A 21,353-nucleotide genomic window follows, 5' to 3' on the forward strand; every position below is an offset into this window, starting at 1 on the left:
TGTTAACGGAAAATAAATTATTTTGCTTCCGCATCGGCTTTGAGCGGGCCTCTAAAGCTTTGACAGAGGAGATCTGACTCATGGACCCAGCAATCAGAAAGCTCATTGATGAGAGGGCATACCCTCCTCATTGCGGGCAGTCAAAATTACCCGCAGAATTCCGTGCCGCGGACGAAGCGAGGGCGAGGGGCGAATACAACGAGGCTCTGGAACTGCTCAGCCGGTGCATTGGATGGCAAACTCATCAAAGAGGGCAGCGCCTCTATGGGCACCTTCGGCGGTCGATGGGGGATTGGGATGGGGCTCTTGCTGCGTTCGTCGCGGCACGTAAACTCGCTGGCGACGATCCTTTTCTGGCGGCAGAAGAAGAGCTGAATCTCTCCGCCGTTTATGCAGGAATGTTGGACCACGAAAGCGCTGACGCTGCGTTACGACGGGCAAGTGATCTGAACCCCGAGAGTTTTGTCATTGTATTAGCAAGAATTGCGAGTGCGCATCGCCAAGGGCAGGTGAGCCTCGTTGATGAGCTCTTACACGAAGCCGTGTTGAAGGGGCGGAGAGATGGGTCGGGCGAAACCATGATGTCGCTGCAGCGCCACATTGAAGCGGACGCCGATTTCACGGGGCTTGCACCAAGATTGGCTGCAATCATTATGAGATTAGACACTGAATGCGGAGGCAACCAATGAATCAGAACTGGCCTGTAATCGTCTAAATCTGGAGGTGCTCAATGACCCCCCAAGATGCCCAAATTCTTGCCTATCTTGCTGACCCGCGGCCAACTGACTGGCTGGCCTTTGCTAATCTCGTCGGCAAATCTCTAGAATCTTTGCGAAGCACCCTGATCCAGCGCGCCTATCGATTTGGACTCAACGAAGCTGAGGCAGAGGATATGGCCAGCGCCGTCATCTTGAGAGCCTTCCAAGTGCTCAGTGTACAATTTCAGGGTATCAACCCTGAGCGCTTGACTGAGGAAGATACCTCGATTCTAAAAGAGATTTTTCCCAATTTCATGGGTCGTTTTTCTGCATACCGCGCTTTTTCAGCCGAGCATGACAATGACGCCGGGGACCGCAACCTGCTTAAAGGATGGGTACTGTCCATGGTAGGTTGGCCAAACGGCCAGCTCGGTTTTGGCCGCACCTTCCAAAAAAGATCGATGCGCAAACGGCAGCGTGAACAATCACTTTCGATGGAAAGTGGTGAATACGCGACCTACCCCGATCCTGATGCGGGAACGGCTGAAGAGGCCTTGATTTTTAAGGAAGGCCTCGACGTTTTAGATCGAGCAATTCAAACGCTACCGCCACGCGATCAGGTGATTTACAGGCTTGCTAGGGGGCAGCACCCTTTCCAGAGGCTGACTTCGTCGCGTGTGGTTGAGCTCGCTCGCAAAAGCGGTATGGATAGGCATGAGCTCCGACAACTCGCTCATTCAGCGTCCCGCGTGAACTTTTGCGGCGCGCGCAGCCTCAGTCAAAAAGCTCTCGGCGAGATGCTGTTGCTTAGTGACAGGAGTATTCGCAATGTCATTGCCCGCGCCGATGAAAGGCTTAACGTTCACTTGGTGGCTAACGGCTACGCAGCAAGAACTCGGAAAACGGGTTAAGAACTCAGCAGCGCAGTTGGCTATTATGCTCTGACTGTAGTTCTGGACCGTTTCTCAGTACTGATCTTCGGGATTAATGCCTTTGCTCTTTGTGCTGGGGAGAAGTTTCAGCAGGCGCATGGACGCTGAACCAATGAAGCGCTGTAATCGACCCAGTTCGGGCGGTGCCGTTTTTGATGATATTTGGGATGCCAACCCCGAGCAGAAATTAAAGGCTGCTTAGATTCTACGTAACTACCCCTCTAAAAATGGAGGGATTACCCCTCCAAGTCCGCTGCCAGCAAATGGCGCACCCCTGCACCGGTGAAATCAGGCTCCGCAATGCCGAAGGATTTGGCGAGTGCGCAGAGGGCTTTGACATCGGGCGACACAGGCTTTCCTTCGATCAGACCTAGTAACCAGTCGACCTCGACGCCGGCATGCTCTGCCATTGTCGTGATGTCGTATCCCAACAGCTTGGTCGTCTGAGCGATGCGCTCTGGAAATCCGAGAGCTTCGTTCGAAAGCAGGCGGACAATGTCATCCTGAAGGCCGTCTCCCTGGCTGTGCTGCCGCTGTGGAATGAACCCGCGGCGACGCGAGAGCCACGTCAGAGCATCGCTGGCCTTGAGGTAGAATGTTTTCTCATCGGCGCGGTCTGGGACCATGGTCTGCATCCTGACCAGTTTGAAGCCCTCTTTGCTGAGAGAGGTTCTCACAGCCGGAACGGTCATGTTGGCAAGCAGAGAAAGTGCGCGCGTGTCGAGATCGAGGTGTTTCTCGAACAGGCTGAAACGGGCAAAGAAGGTTTCCAACATCCGGCGCAGGGGGAAGTCGTTCAAGGTACAGAAGGGAGAACGTTCGCCATCTGCATCCGTTTGCGGGTAGCCTTGCAGGGCCCCATCAACTTCGTGCCAGATATCGGAGCCACAATCCCACCAGCCATCCAGTTGATAGGCATATTGGTATGCCCGTTGCACGATCTGGTGAAGCGCGTGACGACTTATGTCGAACTCCGGAAGATCCTCCATGTCCATTTGGGGATCGTAGGTCAGACCTAGAAAGTCCGCTGCGAGATGAGGTTTCTCAGCGCTGGGGCCAAACCGTTCCAGGATGCTTGCTTGGCAGCGAATGGCGTCTTTGATGCCTTTTTCGATTTCTTCCCAAGTGTAGGGGATTTCGCCGGTCTTGCTCATGCGGCTTCTCCTGTCAGGTTGGTGATTTGCGCACTCAGGCGGGTATGTGCCGCCAGAAGCGGCGCAGGATTTGTCTGCTTGGACGCTTCTTCCGGTTTCTTCCGGCCCAAGAAAACCGCAACCCTTTCGGCATTTGCGCCGCTTGGATGAGGCAGTCCGGAAAGAACACGATTGCCCTCAAGTGCGCCTGTCCGCACTAAATGGGACACTGCGCTTTCCGCTTTGGGGCCAAGGGGCAACCAGATGGCCTTGGGCAGAGCGCGGGCTTCTTCCATGAGGTGGGTGTCAATCTGCTCGCGCAAAACCGGCGTACGGATCATATCCGGAGTGCCGTTATAGTTCTTGCCATCTACGAAGACGGGGTAGCGCAAAGCAGACGTGAAATGAACATCTGTCGCTCCGGGGCGGAAGAGCTCTGCCGTTGAGCCAATGCCGAAGTGGTCCGCGACACCTATAGAGTCGAGCATCGAAACCAGATTGTTGCGAATTGCCCCACCTGAAAAGGACGCCGTTAACTTGGCCGCCATCAGGCTGTTCTCGATGCTTTGACCTTGCTCCAGACAGGATGCTGCGGCGCGCAATGCGTTGAGAGCCTGTGTCATGCCCGGGGTAATTCCGACAACGACCAGCCGCGCCGCGGTCTCGATGTGATCGAAGGGCGCGTACATGATTTTAATCTGTCCCGACTTTTTCAGCACCAAGTCTGGTGACGACAGCGGATCGCAAAGCGCCGCTGCGGTGATTTTGGGAAGCATGGAACGTGCGATGGAAAGATCTTGGCCCAATTTAGAGCACTCCTGATTTGATGTAGTGATTGGTCAGCGGCGGTTGTGTTTGCGGAAGGCGCGGCGAAAGCCGTTATTCCGAAACCGCCGGCTGCGGTGCGCAACTGTCACGGCGCGATCGCCCTCCGCGACAATGGCGTAGCACCCTGAATACTTTTCCAGCTTGGCGCGGAGATGCCTGTCGTCTTCGCTCGCCAGCATGATGGCTTGGGTGTCGAGTGTCAGACTGAGCACTCCGCCAGCATGTCTGGCTGATCCGTATGCCCTGATAATTTTAAGGACATCCCCAGGAATGCCGCGTTGCTGGATGCGTCGAGAAGCGTGGTGTGTCAGGTGCATTACGTGTCTCCTTATGATGTAGCTATAATAGCTAAGGCATTTAATTTGACAACACAATTAGTGATTTAACTGATGCATTAGGTTCAGAAATTTCTCACTATCTAGAAAATGTAAATTATATCAGTATGTTGTGATCTTAATTTCCTCCTGACTTGGCGCCCCAGTCAGCTGACTGCATACATATATTAAGTATAAAATAAAAAATCACGGCATGATTTTTTATTTTATGTGTTGACGAGTTGGCGTGAATCGCTCATGTTCGCTACATCAACGAGGAGCCAAGCCATGCACATGACCGCACACATCGACGCCCGCATGAACCAGCGGGGCATAAAAAGAGACCTCATCGAGCTTGCTATGAATCTCGGGCACATTGAGGGGGATCGCTATGTTCTCACCGCCAATGCCATCCACGAAGAGATCCGTGGTCTGCGCCGTCAGCTCAAAACACTCGATGAGGCTCTGAAAAAAGGTGGTGTGACGGTCGTGGCTGAAGGCGCTGCCTTGATCACCGCATACCGCACAAACAGCTATAACGCTAAACTGGCCCGCAAGAAGTAGGCCTTGATTTTAGGATCAACATGAAAATTCAAGATATCCTCCGAGCTCTCCAAAACGAAATGCGTCCGATGGATGCGTTCTGGGCCTTGATCGAAATCTCTTACAGCAAGAACACGGGCGGGAATTACCCCCTTCATGAACTTCACTGCCAACGCTTCGTGCAACCGGGTACCGCCCTCATGATGCTGGAAGGTGCAGCTGATCTTTTCCTGAAGCTGGATCGGCATCAGCGGTATAAGTTCGTAGAGGACTTCCTGGATGCGCACGCCAGTGACCCTGCCGTTGGAGGGCATTACTGGATCCGAAAAGATGCCTCGGACCTGCTGCTCTCTATGGTGGGTGACGCGGAAAACGTCCGCTTTTCGTTTGCCGCCAGTTTTCGACCCTTCATCCAATTTTACATGAACGCGATAGACGAAGGCAGATCTGTCTGGGCCGAGTTCGTCTCTGACTCGGAAGAGATGGAGCGCAATGCGTATAATCTAGGGTTCGCCCTCGATTTGGGTCTTTATTTAACGATAGACGAGAGCCCTTTCGGCTTCAAAACGGAGTTGGAAACCGATGTAGAGGTGATGCTCCCGCCTCTTGGCGCAAGTGTCGCGCATACAGAAGAGATCCCAAACGCACTCCTCAAGCACCTCGGCGTTACGGCAAGCCGTCATGGACGCATCAGCTATGAAAGCCTGTGTATTGCGCACAGTCTTGAGCATGACGAGCAACAGACAATCGTCGCAGTCACGGAAGGTGCCCTCGTTCGGACCGTCGGAACAGAGGCAAGCGCCCGTCGGGATCTCGTCGAGAGTGCCCGTATCAGCAAGGTCATCAGCGCCCCCTCAGGTCTGGTGTATACATCAACGGCAGTAAATCTTGGCCTTCTGGTTGTTGCATTCAAATCCGCGAGTGCTGATCACGTCTACATGGGGCGATTGCCGAAAGATCCCTTCTTGGTAAAGCAAGAGAGTGATCGCGCCCTGCCCCTTGCGTTCGCGACAGGTGGGCCCGCCGAATTTTCAGAAGATGATATCTTGGCTCGGTGCTCTGAGGTGCGACCGGTGCCTGTTGCTGAGCTTGAAGCGAACAATTTCATTCTCGCACCAGATCGATATCTCAACACTGGTGCTCGAGAGGCGATTGACGCGTTTGCGCTGCGCTATGAGATGGCGGAGCTGCAGGACATGGTTGAGATGATCAGGCCGGTGAACCTCCAGCGATCTGACGACGGCGAATACACCATCTTGGAAGCGGCTCCTGCAGATGTTGGCCGCCGGGGGTATTTGCAAGCGCCTGCTCGTGAGTTCCATGTAGACCGGGCAACCTACAACCGAGCGCTGCAACAGCAGGTCCGTCCCGGTGATGTTGTGATCGCGATCAAAGGGACCATTGGAGTTATCGGACTTGTGCCCGATGAGGCCCAGAGTGAATGCCAGGATAAAATCTGGACCGCTGGCCAGTCTCTAATGATCTTGCGGCCCAAGCCACGCAGCGGGCTGGATTCCGTCGTCCTCTACGAGTTCTTGTCGAATGATACGGTTCAGGAATTCATCAGTACGATGGCTGGCGGTAGCGTCATCAAGAACCTCGGCATGAAAGATCTCAAGGTTTTCCCGGTGCCTGTGCCGACTGCAGCACAGGTCTCAGAAGTCCATGAAAAGTTCAGCGAGCGGCAATATATCTTCGATCTGATTGAAGACCTCGAAGAGAAGATTGTGCAGAAGCGGGCCGAGCAGTGGCCACATGCCGATCTGGACTCGTAGGGGCATGGCTTTCTTGGTGGCCAGCAACATCTGGCCTCCAAGAGCACTTACGAATTTCGTGAGAACACATCTGTTACAGCGCCTTTGCTATATCTCGTTTCGCGATAATTGTTGCGAGCAGTTCTTAAAGATAGGGTGCTGTCCAAAGACGGTGTCACCGTCATCATCGTTTTGAGGTAATACTTTGAACCACTCTTCTCACAACAGCCTTGTTTCATTCATCTGGCGCATTGCAGACGACTGTCTGCGTGATGTGTACGTCCGTGGTAAGTATCGCGATGTCATCCTGCCTATGGTTGTTCTACGGCGTCTAGATACTTTGCTGGAACCCACTAAGGACGCGGTACTTGAAGAAGTCCGTTACCAGAAAGAAGAAATGGGGCTGCTAGAACTTGATGATGAGCCGCTTAAGGATGCCGCAGGCTACGTCTTCTTCAACACCAGCCAGTGGACGCTGAAAAAGCTGCACGGCACGGCCACAAACAACCAGCAGATATTGCTTGCCAACATTGAGGATTACCTCGACGGCTTCTCCGACAACGTCAAAGAGATCGTCTCCCGTTTTAAGCTGCTCGAGCAGATGCGGCACATGGCGGACAAGCAGGTCCTGCTCGATGTGATCGAGAAATTCATCTCGCCCTACATCAACCTCACGCCCGACACCGTCGAAGACCCAGAAGGCAACACCCTGCCCGGCCTGTCGAACCTCGGCATGGGTTATGTCTTCGAAGAACTGATCCGCAAGTTCAACGAAGAGAACAACGAAGAAGCCGGGGAACACTTCACCCCGCGCGAGGTGATCCACCTTATGACCCACCTCATGTTCGACCCAATCAAGGACAAGCTGCCCCCAGTCATGACAATTTATGACCCGGCTTGCGGCTCGGGCGGAATGCTGACCGAAGCCCAGAACTACATCAAGGATCCCGAGGGGCCTATCCAAGCGCGCGGCGACGTCTATCTCTACGGCAAGGAGATCAACGACGAGACCTACGCGATCTGCAAATCGGACATGATGATCAAGGGCAACAACCCCGAGAACATCCGTGTCGGCTCTACCCTTTCCACGGACGAATTCTCGGCAAACCGCTTCGACTTCATGCTCTCCAACCCGCCCTACGGCAAAAGCTGGAACAGCGAAGTAAAATACATCAAGGACGGCAAGGACGTCATCGACAGCCGTTTCCAGGTCGAGCTGACCGACTATTGGGGCAAGAAGGACACCATGGACGCCACGCCGCGTTCCTCGGACGGCCAGCTGCTGTTCCTGATGGAGATGGTGAACAAGATGAAGCCCACGGGCACCAGCCCGCTCGGCTCGCGCATCGCTTCCGTCCATAACGGCTCCAGCCTGTTCACCGGAGATGCGGGCAGCGGGGAATCCAACATCCGCCGCTACATCATCGAGAACGACATGCTGGACACCATCATCCAGCTGCCCAACAACCTCTTCTACAACACCGGCATCACCACCTACATCTGGCTTCTGTCCAACGCCAAACCAGAGGCCCGCAAGGGCCGCGTTCAGCTGATCGATGCCAACCTGCTCTATCGCAAGCTGCGCAAGAACCTTGGCGACAAGAACTGCGAATTTGCGCCCGAACATATCGATGCGATCACTCAGGCCTACCTGAACTTCGCTCCGATTGAGCGCGAGATTGACGCCAACAATGACCCCGTGGGCATCGCTGTGCAGGTCTTCGACAACGAGGACTTCGGCTACCACAAGGTCACGATCGAACGCCCCGACCGGCGCCGTGCGGCCTTCAGCGCTGATCGCATTGCGCCGCTCCGCTTTGACAAAACGCTGCGCGAGCCGATGGAATGGCTCTATGCGGAGCATGGCGAACAGGTCTACGAACCCGGCTTCCTGAAGGGCGAGCAGAAGACCATCGTTGCGTGGTGCGAGGAACAGGGCATCACGCTCAACGCCAAACAGCGGGCCAAGCTCACGGACACCAGCTTCTGGACCAATCTGCGCGACCTGCTGAAAGCGGCGCTCTTGCTGATGCACGATATCGGCACCGAAGAAACCGATGACTTCAACGCTTTCCGTGACACGGTGACCAAGGCAATCAAGGCCCGTAAACTCAAGCTGTCTGCGACCGAGAAGAACGCGATCCTGAACGCCGTAAGTTGGTATGACGAAGCGGCCGAAAAGGTCATCGCCAAGCGGCAGAAGCTGTCATCCAGCGATCTGGAAGACCTGACCACCCATTTGGGCTGCGCCACCGGCGATCTGGCTGATTTCGGCTATTACAAGCAGGCCGATGGCAGCTACCTGACCTATGAAACCGCGACTGACCTGCGCGATGCGGAAAGTGTGCCACTGAAGGACAGCATCCACCGCTACTTTCTGGCGGAGGTGAAGCCGCATGTGGAGGAAGCCTGGATCAACCTCGATAGCGTGAAGATCGGCTACGAGATCAGCTTCAACAAGTACTTCTACCGCCACAAGCCGCTGCGCAGCCTCGAAGAGGTCACGCAGAACATTCTGGCCCTGGAAGAAAAGGCCGACGGGCTGATCGCCGACATCCTTGGTGTCGAGGTCGCGACCAAGCTGGAGCCGACGGAATGAACATCGCGGCACAGCAAACTCACGACGCATACAAGGACAGCGGAATCGACTGGGTGGGCGAGATTCCCGCAACTTGGGATCAGATCGCTAACAAGCACTTGTTCCGGCTTCGGAAAACGCAGGTTGGCAAACGGTCGTCAGAGTATGATCTGCTTTCGTTGACGCTGCGCGGCATCATCAAGCGGGACATGGAAAACCCGGAGGGCAAGTTCCCGGCGGAGTTCGACACCTATCAAGAAGTCCGTCCGGGCGACTTCGTCTTCTGTCATTTCGACGTCGAAGAGACCCCAAGGACGGTCGGCCTTTCAACGCACCATGGGATGATCACCGGCGCCTACACGGTTTATGAACCGACGGGCGAAGCGGATTCCGGCTTTCTTTACTACTTCTACCTTCACGCAGATACCGACAAGAAGCTTCGCAGTCTGTACAAAGGCCTACGCAACACGATCCCGAAGGACACGTTTGCAGCCTTCAAGACGCCGCTTCCGCCACTCCCTGAACAACGCGCCATCGCGGCGTTTCTGGATAGAAAATGCGCGACGATTGATGAGGCGGTGCGGATCAAGGAGGAGCAGATCAGGCTGCTGGCCGAGCGCAGGCAGATCCTGATCCAGCAGGCCGTCACCCGCGGCCTGAACCCCGCCGCCCCCATGAAGGACAGCGGCATCGACTGGATCGGCCAAATCCCCGCGCATTGGGAAGTGAGGCGCCTCAAACACCTCTCCGAGATATTCCGTGGGAAATTCACACATCGTCCGCGGAACGATCCCCGTCTGTATGACGGCGAGTACCCCTTCTTCCAGACGGGTGACGTTGCACGTGCCGGGATGTTCTTGTCGGAGTATAGGCAAACTCTGAATGAAGCGGGCCTGCGAGTGTCAACTCTAATCCCTAAGGGCACAATTTTGATTACGATTGCCGCGAACATCGGCGATGTGACCATCTTGGATATTGCCGGTTGTTTCCCAGATAGCGTGGTCGGTTTCAAACCGCACCCCAAGATTGAACGCGATTTCCTATACTACTCGATGTCGGCTATGAAGACGATCTTCATGAACAATTCCATCGCCAACGCCCAAGCCAATTTGAACGTTGAGCGTATCGGCGGGATCACAGTGTGTGTTCCGCCACAGGATGAGCAGAACGCCATTATGGAATACGTGCAAACGGCGAACGAAAAGACAGATAGCGCAATCGATGTGAAACAATCACAGATTGCAACACTCAAAGAATACAAAACCAGTCTGATCAACGCAGCGGTCACCGGCAAAATCAAAGTCATTTAAGCGCAGCTTCCGCCGCCTCTTGGCGGCGGATGGACATAGCGGCACAAGCATTAAGGGGCGATCATGAATATCGCGGTCAGCAACACCAAGGAAATCGCACTGGAGCAGGCCATCGAACGTGGACTGACCGGGAGCACTACAGAAACAGAAACACAAACCCCGCCCTGCGGCCCCTTTCGCATCGGTCGCCCTACTGACTTTGACGCCCGCCTCGCGCTCGACACCGCGCTGTTCTGGGAGTTCCTCGAAGCGACCCAAGCCAAGGCGCTCGAGCGCCTCAAGACCCGCAACCCGACCGACTGGCAGGCCAAGGTCCTTCACCAGTTCGACAAGCTGATGAAGCGCAAGGGCCTGCTGCATCTGCTGAAAAAGGGGCTGCCGGTCGATGATGCAACCTTCACTCTGATGTACCCCGCGCCGTTGGCCAGCTCGGCGCAAAAGGTCCACGAGAACTTTGCCGCCAATATCTGGAGCGTCACGCGCCAGGTGCATCATTCGCTCTCTAACCCGAATGAATCCGTGGACATGGTGCTGTTCTTGAACGGGTTGCCCATCGTCACGCTGGAGCTGAAGAACGCCTGGACCCACCAGACCGCCCGTTATCATGGTCAGAAGCAGTATCGCGAGCGCGATGCCAGCCAAACCCTGCTGAGCTTTGGCCGCGTGCTGGTCCACATGACCGCCGACACCGACGAGGTTTGGATGGCTACCAAGCTGGCGGGCAGCTCGACTTTCTTCCTGCCCTTCAACAAGGGCCATAACGAGGGTGCGGGCAATCCGCCGAACCCGAGCGGCCACAAGACGGCCTATCTGTGGGAAGAGGTGTTCCAGCCGCAAAGCCTTGCCGGGATCATCCAGCATTTCGTGCTGCTCGAAGGCAAAGCCACCGAGCCGCTTGCCAAGAAGACGCTAATCTTCCCACGGTATCACCAGCTGAACGTGGTGCGGCAACTGCTGACCCACACCGCCGGGAATGGCGTCGGTCATAGCTATCTGATCCAGCACTCGGCAGGATCCGGCAAGTCGAACTCGATCACCTGGACCGCCTATCAGCTAATCGAGACCTATCCCGACAGCATTAAGCTGCCGGGCGCTCGGGCGCTGGATGCGCCGCTGTTCGATAGTGTGATCGTGGTCACGGACCGCCGGTTGCTGGACAAGCAGCTGCGCGACAACATCCGTGATTTCTCGGAGGTGAAGAATATCGTCGCCCCGGCGATGCGCTCCGCCGATCTGAAAGCGGCGCTAGAGAACGGCAAGAAGATCATCATTACCACGATCCAGAAGTTCCCCTTCATCATCGATGGGATCGCGGATCTGAGCGACAAGCGTTTTGCCGTGATCATCGACGAGGCCCATAGCGGCCAGAGCGGCCTTGCGCATGACAAGATGAACCAGGCTATGGGCGGTGGCGAGGATCAGGACGATGATGATAATCAGGACAAGATCCTGAAGGCCATGCGCGCCCGCAAAATGCGCGGCAATGCCTCCTACTTTGCCTTCACTGCGACTCCCAAGAACGCGACCTTGGAAAAGTTCGGCACGCAGCAGGCTGATGGTCGGTTTAAGCCGTTCCACCTCTATTCAATGAAGCAGGCGATCGAGGAAGGCTTCATCCTTGATGTGTTGGCCAATTACACGACTTACAAGGGTTATTACGAAATCCAGAAGTCGATCAAAGATAACCCCCTGTTCGATACGGCGAAGGCGCAGAAGAAGCTGCGTGCCTATGTCGAGCGCAGCCAGCAGACGATCAACACCAAAGCTGAGATCATAGTCGATGACTTCATCGGCAACGTGGTCAACACGAAGAAGCTGCGCGGCAAGGGCAAGGGGATGATCGTCACCCAGAACATCGAGATGGCGATACGCTACTACAACGCGGTGCAGGCCGAGCTTGAGAAGCGGGGAAATCCTTTCAAGGCGCTGATCGCATTTTCGGGTGAGAAGGAGGTCGATGGGATCAAGCGCACGGAAGCCGAGATGAACGGCTTTGCCGAGGATAAGACTCGTTCCGAGTTCGACAAAGATGAATACCGGCTGCTGGTCGTGGCGAACAAGTACCTGACAGGCTTTGACCAGCCGAAACTTTGCGCGATGTATGTCGATAAGAAGCTACAATCGGTGCTGGCGGTGCAGGCACTATCGCGGTTGAACCGCTCCTCGCCCAAGCTCGGCAAGCGCACGGAAGACCTCTTCGTGCTCGATTTCTTCAACGAGACTGAGGACATCAAGGCGGCCTTTGACCCGTTTTTCACAGTGACAACCTTGTCTGAAGCAACCGATGTAAACGTCCTGCATGAACTGAAAGGTACGTTAGATGATGTTGGCGTCTATGAGTGGACGGAGGTTGAAGAGTTCTGCACTAGGTTCTTCGAGGGCGAAGACGCGCAAAAGCTGAGTCCCCTGATCGACGCCGCCGCTACTCGGTTCAACGATGAACTAGATCTGGAAGATGAGGAGAAGATCGACTTCAAGATCAAGGCTAAGCAGTTCGTGAAAATCTATGGCCAGATGGCTTCGATCATGCCGTTCGAAGTGCTCGACTGGGAGAAGCTCTTCTGGTTCCTGAAATTTTTGGTGCCAAAGCTGAATATCCAAGACCCCAATCAAGATGCTTTAGACGAGCTGCTCGAAGCTGTGGATCTGTCATCCTACGGACTTGAACGCACGAAGCTCAATCAATCCATCGAACTGGATTCCAGCGAAGCCGAGCTTGCCCCCCAAAATCCCAATCCGCGCGGTTATCGCGGCGAAGATGTCCAAGAGGATCCGCTGGAAGAGATCATTCGCAGCTTCAACGAACGTTGGTTCCAAGGGTGGAGCGCAACCCCTGAAGAGCAGCGCGTAAAATTCCTAAACATCGTCGAAAGTGTTCGAGCCCATCCTGACTTCGAAGAGAAATTCGACAACAACACAGATCCATATTCACGGGATCTAGCGTTCGAGGAAATATTTAAATCCGTTATGCTGAAACGGCGGAAACAGGAGATGGAGCTTTATAAACTTCATAACACAGACAGTGCTTTCAGGTCTGCTCTACACAAAAGCGTTCAGCAGGTTCTCGAGAAGGGTTTGCCGTGACGATCTCCATATCGTTTACGGCACACGAACTAGGACACGGACAACCGAAAAATGTACTTCAGGTCGCGATGTGAACATTAATGTTTAATCGGTAAATTTGGTTAAACCTAAACAACCAGTTAAATATATTAATTGAATTTTTTATATTGTGCCTGCACAATATGATGTATGAAAATCACCGTCTACAACATGAAGGGCTCAGCGGGAAAAACCCCGATAGCCACGAACATCGCACTCGACAGAGAGTACGCTCTGGCGACCAACGAGCCCTACAACCTTCTGGACGCAATCCTCCCTGAAGAACGGCTCTTCTCGCTTCAGCCAGACGAGGAGTTTCCCGAGTTTCCCGATAGCATCGACGTGGTCTTCGACCTTGCGGGGCTTATGTCCCGCGATGCACGGCCCAGTATCGTCTCGGCGGTCTCTCAGTCCGATGTGGTGGTGGTGCCAATCTACAACGAGCTCAAGTGCATCCACGCAGGGATACACACCATCAGAGAGCTTGAGCCATACAACAAGAACATCGTCGTGGTGGCGACGAAGCTGGCGAAACGCAAAGGCGAGGTCTTCAAAGACTGGAGGGACAGCGAGGACGCCAAGAACATCAAGGCGGTGGTCGATCACGCAATAGGTCAGGGGATACCGGTGCTTCCGCTAAAGTTTTCGCGCGTGTTCGATACGATTTTCGAACAAGAGCGCTCTATCCGGCAAATGATGGAAGAGGATGCCCTGGCTCGCTACACCTATCGCGAGGTGGCCGCGCAGTTTGATAGCTTACTTTCCTACCTCGAGCAGAACTATGCCTAAGAAAAACGACCTCTCTATGTTCAAAAAGGTTGAACCAGATAATTCGGTTAAACCTAATGAGCCGAAATCAATCCTTGCTCCAAAGACGGTCGGCAGGAAGCCCAAGAAGCCCGCGGACAAAGAGTCGGAGGTGGTGGCGATCAAGCTGACACCATCGGAGCTTGCTAAGCTCGAAGAAAAGGCGGGCCTCGTTCCAAAGTCCACGTACCTCAAGCACATCCTGAGAACCGAAACAGATATTTTCGAGTGATTATATTAAATCGGTAATTTTGGTTAAATCGAAACATTTGAAAAATCCCAATGCTCCGCGTTCTCTCCTGTGGCCTTGCCAGCCTGCTTGCATCTACCGCTCTCGCCAATGAATGTGCGAACCCGCCTTACGCCCCCACCATCGCAAGCTTTGCCCAACAGTCTGGCTTCGAGGTTAACAGCTTGAGTGAGCCTGAGCCGGTTGAGGTCTTAGCGCAAAATATACTCAGCCCGGAAGGCCAACGCGCTCTTGTCACCATCCTCTGCGCCTTCCAGGGCGTCGAAAACGAGCGTTACCGCAACGCGGCAATCCGGACCGGGCTCCATCTGGTGGTTGCATCCGATAGCGATGACGTCGACGAACTGGAAAATCGATTTGCTGCCCGGCTTGGCGTCACTCTGCCCCAAGACAGTCTGGCGCTTCTTCGAGCAGAAATCAGTATTGTCGAAGCGCGAATTGCAGCAGGTCGTGCTGCAATCATAGCTGATCTTTCCGAGCGACAGGCGGTTATAGACGTACAGAAAAAGCGTCTCAGCCAGCTGGACGAAGAAATAGCGCGACTGGAAGCTAGAAAAGCCGCTGCAAACCAACGGATCGCCGCTGCTGAACAACAGATCGCCGCTATAAACCAACGGATCGCCGCTGCTGATCAACGGATCGCCGCTGCGAACGCTGAGCTTGCCCTTATTAGGGAGAACATCGCACGCCTAAAGGCGATACGAGGAGAGCTCGAGACGATGACTGACGTCATTGAAGGGCGAAAACCTGAAAACGCAATCGATTAAACCGGTTATTTTGATTAAACCGAAACAACCGTTTTCTTAAGATCTGCCTCGAGCTCTTCGACCTGCAATTTCAAAGCATCCGGCTCCTTGGAGCCGTTTTTTTGTGCCCACTCAGCAGGGGAGGGGAGGGCAAGACCGCGATCCTCCCAGAATTTTTTGATATCCGGGAAGGTCAGGCGATCTTTCCAGCCGCCTTTTTTGAAAGCATTCACATAGATGGCGCTGCTGAGTCCTAGCTGAAACTCTGCCGCAACAGCCTCTCTCTGGTCCTCAGAGAGCCCCTGGAAGGCCTCTTCGATGATTTCCGCCGTAGACCACCTATAAGCCGTCTCTGCGTCTCTGTGGGCCGTTTTTAGCGCTTCCAACTCACGCTCGAGCTTCTCACGGGCGGCCTTTCTCTCTTGCGCCGCTTCAAGCGCCTTCTTCTTTGCCGCACCTTCGTTGTGATAGTCCTGCTCAACAGCCGCTTTTAAGAAGCCAGCTTTGGAGGATTTGATCTTTCCGCTCGCAGCTTGAGAACTCGCTAGGTCGAGCTTATCGAAAATGTGCTCTTCGCCGTACTCAAGGAGCCACGAGCGAGCGAGGGTCTTGGAGATGCCTTCGGCAAGGAGTGCCTGATAAGCCGGGTTTTGGGTGATATCGTCTTCGGTCTCCATTCCCACCAATGACAACTGGCGGTTCGGTCGCACGATGAAGCGAAGCCCTGTGACGCTTCGCCCTTTCATTCGGGTTTCCATCTCGACTTGGATGTTGGAGAGCTTGTTCACCTCTTTCATCGCGGGTTGGATCACGTTCCGATTCAGAGCTTTGAAGGGCTTGTAGCTCGACATCGTATCTACGCCCATCAGCTTGCGGAACACATCCACGTCCCACCACGCTGTATGACCAATACCCTCGAAGCGATAGCAGTTCTCATACAGCACGAGCGCATGGGCGCTGTTCATTTCCCGAAGGACGCTCAGGTTGATCTTCGAGTACACGTCGGGATGGTAAAGCTTCTCAGCAAGAGCCCGTTCATAGCGGTAGGTACACGTCCCACCTTTGATCTTGGCATAGGGGAGGAGCACCATCGCTTCCCAGGAACGCTCTCCGTCCTCTTCCAGCACGTCAAACTCTACCACGGTTTCCATGAGCCCCTTGAGCGCTCCCTTGAGGTAACCGATGTTCTTGCTATCGAAACCGATCATCTCACAGAGGACTGAAGCACTGATTTCGTGATTTTGCGCCGTGAGGAGCTGGTCATAGGCATTGTAGAGCAGAGCGTTCACCAGCTTGCGTTGAAGCAGCGACAGCTTCGCCCCGATGTGAATCGCTGCGACGTGCTTCTTCAGTATCTGATTGTCACGACTGACTTTTTTCGACTCTTGGCTCATGGTGTAAATTCTAAAGAATATCTTTACACCATTCTATGCCTATTTGTGAGAATGCAATTTTTTCCACCCAGAGCCCGCGAAAAGTGAACCACTCAGGTCCCCATATACATACACCTTAAGCCTTCTTTGAGGGCTTCCGAAGAAGTGTTCTTGGATGACGAAGACACGCGCATCGGCTCTTTTCTTGATGGTATTCAGTCTCTTAGGGGTATCGCCCCATAAATATACACCTTAGACCCCATATCCATACACCTAGAGGACACAAGTCCACAATTTTTCTAAACCTTATCAGATGGTTAAAGATAAAAAGAGGCCGCCCCATATTTGTACACCATGGCCCCCACAAACATACACCTGTCGCCCCATATCCTTGCACCTTAAATCAGAAATTTCCCCACAAACGTACACCTAACACCCCATAAATATACACCTAAGTCCATGTAACTAACTGATTTTAAGTGTTTTTTCACCCTGTAAACATATTAAACGTTGTTTTTATAAACATACTTAAACAACAACAGGGAACCTCACGATCCCCTGTTAGATCGGGTTGTTGCTTTGTAACTGATTGCAAATTTTGAATTTAAACCTTTTCCACCATCAAGTTTGATCGCGAAAGCACGTCTTGTTGGATAACTCCAAGTAATTTCTGCGCCTTCTCAGCTCGGTACCGTTCTGCATATACTTGATAATGCTGACTAATTTGGATACTCCGATGACCACACAGCACCCGTGCGAGATCGGTCCCGTAAGTACCTCGATCAGCCAACGCGTCATGGACGAGAGTGCGGACGATATGCGGCGAATGCCCGGTCACCGCCTTGAAACCCACTGCCAACGTCCGACAGGACAGGAACTCATTACATTCAGAGCCAAAAAGCGGGGTTCCGATGCGCTGTCGGTAAGCCATTTCCCACGAGCCCTCATGACCGAACAACAGTAGATCATCAAAATAAGCAGTGAGGCTGTGATGTAACAAGCCATTATGACGATAACCGGTTTTCTGGGATACAATCTTCAAAGACCACCCCACATCTCCCCGTTGGATTCCTTCCCCGACGACAAGAGAATTCGCATCCGATATTCTCAAAGGCAGAAGGGACAGCATGGCAAGGAATGCTGACCTTTGGTAGTAGGTGCGTCGCCGATTGGATGACTGAGCACTGCGAGCTTTATCTCGCAGTGTGACAGCCTTCTGAGCGATGTCCTGCAAAGAAATCGGACGGGCTGCGAGGTTGCGGACTTTTTCGGGCACTTCACGCAGCATTTCAGCTCTGTAGATTTCACAATCCTCGAGGATAATACGTCGCTTCGCAGCTGGGTAATCCGTCTCCTTTGCGACAGCTTGCACGGCCGTCAAATAGGACAACCGCGTGCTGCTTTTCAAATTGCGCACATCAAGATTGTCGATGAATTCCCCCAAACCCTCAGACGAGAGCTCCAGCGGCAGGCCAGCTTTTTGCACCACTCTAAGGTACTGTCCAAACCCTTGAACCGTAGACTTGATAGTCGCTTCGGAATACCGACGGCGGCCTCTCCGCGGTGTATCTAGCCGTTTAATCGCACGTTGAAATGGTCGCGGGAACTCATGCAGGGGAAGAGCTTTGCTTTCACGCATGCTGTATCCCCCGCATCAAAACGTTGCCTTGAATTTTGGCCAGGAGTTGCTGGCCCTCTTGATGTTTGCGCGCCTGATCAACGAACACGTAATTGCGCCGGACGGTGCCCTCGGTATCTCCCAGAAGAGCCGCGATGATGGCATAATCGGCCCCCGGCCGGTTCGCCATCACGGTCGCAAGGGCATGACGAACTTGGTGGGGTGTCATAGGGACGTCTGCATCCAGAGTCGCGTGCCGCCAGATAGACGCCATTCGCGCATAGGATACTCCCGCGAACAGCCGGTCAGGCTTTCGCAGATGAGGTCTGATATGATTGGCCAGCAGGCGTGGCCGCACTTCCTGCGCAAACCAGGAGACAATGGTCTTGGGATCCCCCCCGGGTTTTGGCGTCAGGGAGATATATCGATGCGAGTACCCATTTTTGACGATGTCTGGGGGGGTCGTCAGCACGAGAGTGCCTCGCGCCCCATGAATCTGCACATCCGCGCTCTCGCCGCCGTAGGTCAGCTGGAGAAGTGTCGACACTCTGAGTGGCAGAGATGTCCAGATTGCCGCTGCACAAGCTGCAATACCGAGTGCGATCGCCGCATCCCGATCGTATCCGGATCCGGTCTCATAGTTCTGCATTGCAGTCTTCGCTGTATGGAAAAGGTGGTTCGGAAGATTGAAAAAGGCTTTCTGCTTGCGATAATCATTCAGAAACGCTTCGCACCAGTTCCGCCGATCTGGTGACATGGATTTCACGTTCTCGAACTCAGGGAAATCTCGGAGCACTTCGGCCAGCGGTTCTGCATCCAGCCCGCAGCCACGCACGAAGAGGCGCCAATTATTCAGGTACTCGAAGAGCGTTGTTGGTCGTAGTTTTTTCCACGGAAACTCCCCCATCAGCTCTCGTTCGATGATTTCCGCCAGATGATCAGGATCCACCATTTCTGCTACGGAATAGGTTGCATCCGTCGGCAAAAGCTCCGCCGTGACCATTGCGGTGTGGACGTAGTTGATCCCACGTAACACCGCCTCGGCGCGCTCTGGGGTCCGAGCACTTCGGCTTTTCCCGCGATGGCCCTTCCGTAAACCGCGCATGAATTGACGGTGCCATGCTGCGATATCAGTAGCCAGTTGTTCAGGAAGATCTAGGCGCACGCAATGTGCCGTCGACTTGCGGACGGGGAGAGAAAAAGCAGGTGACACAGGGACGCTTACGGACGATCCATGCTTTTGGATCAGGGCGCGTGCTGTCTTGATGGCCTCGTACTGGCCCGTAGTATCTGTGGCATCGACGATCTGCTGCAGCCAGTCGCAGGATACCTCTTCTGGCGACAAGGAGCTTGCACGTGCAAGCTTTGCAAGCACTGAAACAGCGATCAGTTTCTTACGGGGAATACCGTTGACCTCGAGTTCAGAGATCAACTGAGACCAAGCATCAACTGGAACGGTACCAGAAGTGGGTTTCTCCACAGCGTAGTAAGCGGTGAGAGCAGACCGTACCTGAGACCGCCAGGTCGTGTATGACGCCTTCGATGTGAAACCTGCCGGAATGCCACGCACTGGACCACGACCCCACGCCTTGTCGAACGCTTCCAGGTCGGCAGGGATTTGGTCAAGCGGCACGCCATACTGGGGTATGCGCTTCATCTTGCGCACAGAGCCCAGGACCTTCTTCCGGAAGGCCGGTGTGAAGGAGGTTTCGGTTTCAATCTGGGAGACGACATCAGCCATGTTCTTCATGTTGTCGAGGGTAGTCATGTTTATCTTCCTCAAGTCAATATAATTTATTGATTTTTTTGAACATGAGGCAAACACTACAGTAAGTTTCGAAAAACAACTTACTACAGTGTATGCATCACTTTTTGTTAGATCCTCACTTTTTCCTCTGCTCTACGATTTTTTCCTCACTTTCGATTATCGCATCGATTGGAAAGGCATAGCGGAGGGTGCGAGCGGAGAGAGACACACAGTGTAGTTGACCCGAACGACCGTAATTTCGGATGGTCTGAGCCGTAACATTCAGCTCGTCTGCCAGATAGTTTGCACTCATCAACGGTTCGTCGACAGCGACTTTGCCAATGCTATTATCTGGCCATCCTTCGACCAAACTTAACACGTCGCGCCATGGGTAGCGCGGAGATCTGTGGAAAACGGATGGGGATACCTCCGCGCATTTTAGAGCGCTACGCGCGGTAGATGGATCGACCTGCCAGCGGCGGCTGAGAGCCGTAAGAGTGGCATATCCTAACGTCATGTCCTTCATCTCGTTCCCTTCGCTTGTTTGTGTTGAGATAATTTAGGATAAAACATGACGTAAATTGTCATCAAGATAAAGTATGATAGTATAACGCTAGCGTGATGTGTGTTTCTTTAGTTATTGATTTTGTTAACTGTTTTGTTAACACTGTCCGCAGTGATTTTTAGGATACTAGGTATGCCAGATTTAGAGGAAAAAGAACGGATGCTTGCGACGCTGTCGCGCGCGCAACTTGGTTCATGGGTTGCTGTGGGGCGCACCCTTTACTTCTTGGAGCAAAACGGACTGCAGGATGCAGAGGGGACGCCTTGGTTTAATCGGCTGTTGAGGCGCCTCGAGAGCCTTGGTCAACCGGTTTCTCCTGGACATATCTATAAAGTCCGAAGGTCGTTCGTATTTTTATTCAAGAACTGCGGCGAGTTAGGTTACACTTTAGATCAATGCGAGAGAGCTAAAATCTCAAGCGTGGAGTTGGCCGAGCGCTTGTTCAAAGTTGACCAAAAAGCAGGGCTATCAGCATTGGGTGCGTGTTTGCGCCAACCTAAGCCAGCCACCGCAGCTGAAATCAGAGAACAGTATTTCCAAACTAGATCCCAAGCACCTGATGGCAAGAACAAGCGGAACACTGCATGGGAAAGCCGTAAGGCAAATAAAGTAGAATTAGAATCTAAAGAATTTTGTTTACTAGATGACTTGGAGCGTCGATTGGCTGAAATGCAACGTGCGATGAATGAAAGAGAGAGTAAAATAGAAGACCTAGAAGGTCGTCTCTCTAAGGTCGAGACGGACGCGAAATCCTCTGGAGATGACGTAAATGGTTAGATTTTAACGTTATGATTAATTAGTTGATTGTATCAGACAATAACGCCTAGTGGAGAGACCATTGAATGGTGCCTTAAGCGGAGTTGGCCGGGGACAACTCCGCCACTTGGATAAACCATTAGGCGAAGCATTTTTCGGAATTGGCCATGGCGGATCACTCTTTTAGGAGAGAAAACGTCGGCCGACAGCTCGTTCGCAGTTGTCCATGGACAACTGCGCCAACTGGAGAAATCCTTGAGTGGTGTCTTAAGCGGAGTTGTCCATGGACAACTTCACCA

General features: G+C 53.5%; 17 protein-coding genes. 11 read left to right on the plus strand and 6 right to left on the minus strand.

Annotated features, from left to right (window positions below; all coding sequences use genetic code 11):
- Nucleotides 1-80: 80 nt before the first annotated feature.
- Both BM225_RS20020 and BM225_RS20025 read left to right on the plus strand, forming a co-directional pair.
- Nucleotides 81-689: a tetratricopeptide repeat protein gene (locus BM225_RS20020; protein ID WP_092465316.1), complete on the plus strand. Its 609-nt coding sequence runs from the start codon at nucleotides 81-83 to the stop codon at nucleotides 687-689.
- A gap of 41 nt (nucleotides 690-730) precedes the next feature.
- Nucleotides 731-1,609 (plus strand): RNA polymerase sigma factor, encoded by an 879-nt coding sequence (locus BM225_RS20025; RefSeq protein ID WP_092465317.1) that lies wholly within the window; start codon nucleotides 731-733, stop codon nucleotides 1,607-1,609.
- 257 nt (nucleotides 1,610-1,866) lie between these two features.
- Here the strand turns inward: BM225_RS20025 and BM225_RS20030 are convergent, their stop codons facing one another.
- The 3 genes from BM225_RS20030 to BM225_RS20040 all read right to left on the minus strand — a co-directional run bounded on the left by BM225_RS20030 (nucleotide 1,867) and on the right by BM225_RS20040 (nucleotide 3,908).
- Nucleotides 1,867-2,784 carry a hypothetical protein gene (locus BM225_RS20030; protein ID WP_092465318.1) on the minus strand — a complete coding sequence of 306 codons (918 nt, stop codon included), beginning with the start codon at nucleotides 2,782-2,784 and terminating at the stop codon, nucleotides 1,867-1,869.
- Nucleotides 2,781-3,539 (minus strand): hypothetical protein, encoded by a 759-nt coding sequence (locus BM225_RS20035; protein ID WP_092465334.1) that lies wholly within the window; start codon nucleotides 3,537-3,539, stop codon nucleotides 2,781-2,783. Before BM225_RS20035 ends, BM225_RS20030 begins: the two co-directional genes overlap by 4 nt.
- Nucleotides 3,540-3,602: 63 nt before the next feature.
- Nucleotides 3,603-3,908: a hypothetical protein gene (locus tag BM225_RS20040; RefSeq protein ID WP_092465319.1), complete on the minus strand. Its 306-nt coding sequence runs from the start codon at nucleotides 3,906-3,908 to the stop codon at nucleotides 3,603-3,605.
- 285 nt (nucleotides 3,909-4,193) lie between these two features.
- On the opposite strand from BM225_RS20040, the gene BM225_RS20045 reads away from it, so the two are divergent.
- The 8 genes from BM225_RS20045 to BM225_RS20080 all read left to right on the plus strand — a co-directional run bounded on the left by BM225_RS20045 (nucleotide 4,194) and on the right by BM225_RS20080 (nucleotide 15,016).
- Nucleotides 4,194-4,469, plus strand: a complete 276-nt coding sequence (locus tag BM225_RS20045; RefSeq protein WP_092465320.1) for a hypothetical protein — start codon at nucleotides 4,194-4,196, stop codon at nucleotides 4,467-4,469.
- A gap of 20 nt (nucleotides 4,470-4,489) precedes the next feature.
- Nucleotides 4,490-6,223: a restriction endonuclease subunit S gene (locus BM225_RS20050; protein ID WP_092465321.1), complete on the plus strand. Its 1,734-nt coding sequence runs from the start codon at nucleotides 4,490-4,492 to the stop codon at nucleotides 6,221-6,223.
- A 184-nt stretch (nucleotides 6,224-6,407) separates the two neighbouring features.
- Nucleotides 6,408-8,801, plus strand: coding sequence for a type I restriction-modification system subunit M (locus BM225_RS20055; protein WP_092465322.1), 2,394 nt, complete (start codon nucleotides 6,408-6,410; stop codon nucleotides 8,799-8,801).
- Entirely contained in the window at nucleotides 8,798-10,090 is a 1,293-nt protein-coding gene (locus BM225_RS20060; protein ID WP_092465323.1) for a restriction endonuclease subunit S, read from the plus strand. Before BM225_RS20055 ends, BM225_RS20060 begins: the two co-directional genes overlap by 4 nt.
- Nucleotides 10,091-10,153: 63 nt before the next feature.
- Nucleotides 10,154-13,174 (plus strand): type I restriction endonuclease subunit R, encoded by a 3,021-nt coding sequence (locus tag BM225_RS20065; RefSeq protein WP_092465324.1) that lies wholly within the window; start codon nucleotides 10,154-10,156, stop codon nucleotides 13,172-13,174.
- A gap of 168 nt (nucleotides 13,175-13,342) precedes the next feature.
- A complete protein-coding gene (locus BM225_RS20070) occupies nucleotides 13,343-13,981 on the plus strand; it encodes a hypothetical protein (RefSeq protein WP_092465325.1) in 639 nt (212 codons plus the stop codon).
- Entirely contained in the window at nucleotides 13,974-14,231 is a 258-nt protein-coding gene (locus BM225_RS20075; protein ID WP_092465326.1) for a hypothetical protein, read from the plus strand. The genes BM225_RS20070 and BM225_RS20075 overlap by 8 nt, the downstream gene beginning before the upstream one ends.
- A 50-nt stretch (nucleotides 14,232-14,281) precedes the next feature.
- Nucleotides 14,282-15,016 (plus strand): hypothetical protein, encoded by a 735-nt coding sequence (locus BM225_RS20080; RefSeq protein WP_092465327.1) that lies wholly within the window; start codon nucleotides 14,282-14,284, stop codon nucleotides 15,014-15,016.
- Between the two features lie 14 nt (nucleotides 15,017-15,030).
- On the opposite strand, the gene BM225_RS20085 is transcribed toward BM225_RS20080, so the two are convergent.
- The 3 genes from BM225_RS20085 to BM225_RS20095 all read right to left on the minus strand — a co-directional run bounded on the left by BM225_RS20085 (nucleotide 15,031) and on the right by BM225_RS20095 (nucleotide 19,754).
- Nucleotides 15,031-16,389 (minus strand): replication initiation protein, encoded by a 1,359-nt coding sequence (locus tag BM225_RS20085; RefSeq protein WP_092465328.1) that lies wholly within the window; start codon nucleotides 16,387-16,389, stop codon nucleotides 15,031-15,033.
- Between the two features lie 583 nt (nucleotides 16,390-16,972).
- The gene (locus tag BM225_RS20090; protein WP_092465329.1) at nucleotides 16,973-18,007 is read right to left on the minus strand and encodes a hypothetical protein; all 1,035 of its coding nucleotides are present in this window, start codon (nucleotides 18,005-18,007) and stop codon (nucleotides 16,973-16,975) included.
- A complete protein-coding gene (locus tag BM225_RS20095) occupies nucleotides 18,000-19,754 on the minus strand; it encodes a site-specific integrase (protein ID WP_092465330.1) in 1,755 nt (584 codons plus the stop codon). Before BM225_RS20095 ends, BM225_RS20090 begins: the two co-directional genes overlap by 8 nt.
- A gap of 676 nt (nucleotides 19,755-20,430) precedes the next feature.
- Here BM225_RS20095 and BM225_RS20105 point away from each other — a divergent pair.
- Nucleotides 20,431-21,075 carry a hypothetical protein gene (locus BM225_RS20105; protein ID WP_143095429.1) on the plus strand — a complete coding sequence of 215 codons (645 nt, stop codon included), beginning with the start codon at nucleotides 20,431-20,433 and terminating at the stop codon, nucleotides 21,073-21,075.
- Nucleotides 21,076-21,353 lie beyond the last annotated feature (278 nt).

This window comes from Donghicola eburneus, from assembly GCF_900115865.1.
Taxonomy (GTDB): Bacteria; Pseudomonadota; Alphaproteobacteria; order Rhodobacterales; family Rhodobacteraceae; genus Donghicola; species Donghicola eburneus.

Coding starts and splice junctions, on each gene's coding strand:
- BM225_RS20035 (WP_092465334.1), bottom strand. CDS start 3,539: ATGCTTCCCAAAATCACCGCAGCGGCGCTTTGCGATCCGCTGTCGTCA.
- BM225_RS20085 (WP_092465328.1), bottom strand. CDS start 16,389: ATGAGCCAAGAGTCGAAAAAAGTCAGTCGTGACAATCAGATACTGAAG.
- BM225_RS20020 (WP_092465316.1), top strand. CDS start 81: ATGGACCCAGCAATCAGAAAGCTCATTGATGAGAGGGCATACCCTCCT.
- BM225_RS20060 (WP_092465323.1), top strand. CDS start 8,798: ATGAACATCGCGGCACAGCAAACTCACGACGCATACAAGGACAGCGGA.
- BM225_RS20095 (WP_092465330.1), bottom strand. CDS start 19,754: ATGACTACCCTCGACAACATGAAGAACATGGCTGATGTCGTCTCCCAG.
- BM225_RS20090 (WP_092465329.1), bottom strand. CDS start 18,007: ATGCGTGAAAGCAAAGCTCTTCCCCTGCATGAGTTCCCGCGACCATTT.
- BM225_RS20105 (WP_143095429.1), top strand. CDS start 20,431: ATGCCAGATTTAGAGGAAAAAGAACGGATGCTTGCGACGCTGTCGCGC.
- BM225_RS20075 (WP_092465326.1), top strand. CDS start 13,974: ATGCCTAAGAAAAACGACCTCTCTATGTTCAAAAAGGTTGAACCAGAT.
- BM225_RS20050 (WP_092465321.1), top strand. CDS start 4,490: ATGAAAATTCAAGATATCCTCCGAGCTCTCCAAAACGAAATGCGTCCG.
- BM225_RS20065 (WP_092465324.1), top strand. CDS start 10,154: ATGAATATCGCGGTCAGCAACACCAAGGAAATCGCACTGGAGCAGGCC.
- BM225_RS20040 (WP_092465319.1), bottom strand. CDS start 3,908: ATGCACCTGACACACCACGCTTCTCGACGCATCCAGCAACGCGGCATT.
- BM225_RS20025 (WP_092465317.1), top strand. CDS start 731: ATGACCCCCCAAGATGCCCAAATTCTTGCCTATCTTGCTGACCCGCGG.
- BM225_RS20030 (WP_092465318.1), bottom strand. CDS start 2,784: ATGAGCAAGACCGGCGAAATCCCCTACACTTGGGAAGAAATCGAAAAA.
- BM225_RS20045 (WP_092465320.1), top strand. CDS start 4,194: ATGCACATGACCGCACACATCGACGCCCGCATGAACCAGCGGGGCATA.
- BM225_RS20080 (WP_092465327.1), top strand. CDS start 14,282: ATGCTCCGCGTTCTCTCCTGTGGCCTTGCCAGCCTGCTTGCATCTACC.
- BM225_RS20070 (WP_092465325.1), top strand. CDS start 13,343: ATGAAAATCACCGTCTACAACATGAAGGGCTCAGCGGGAAAAACCCCG.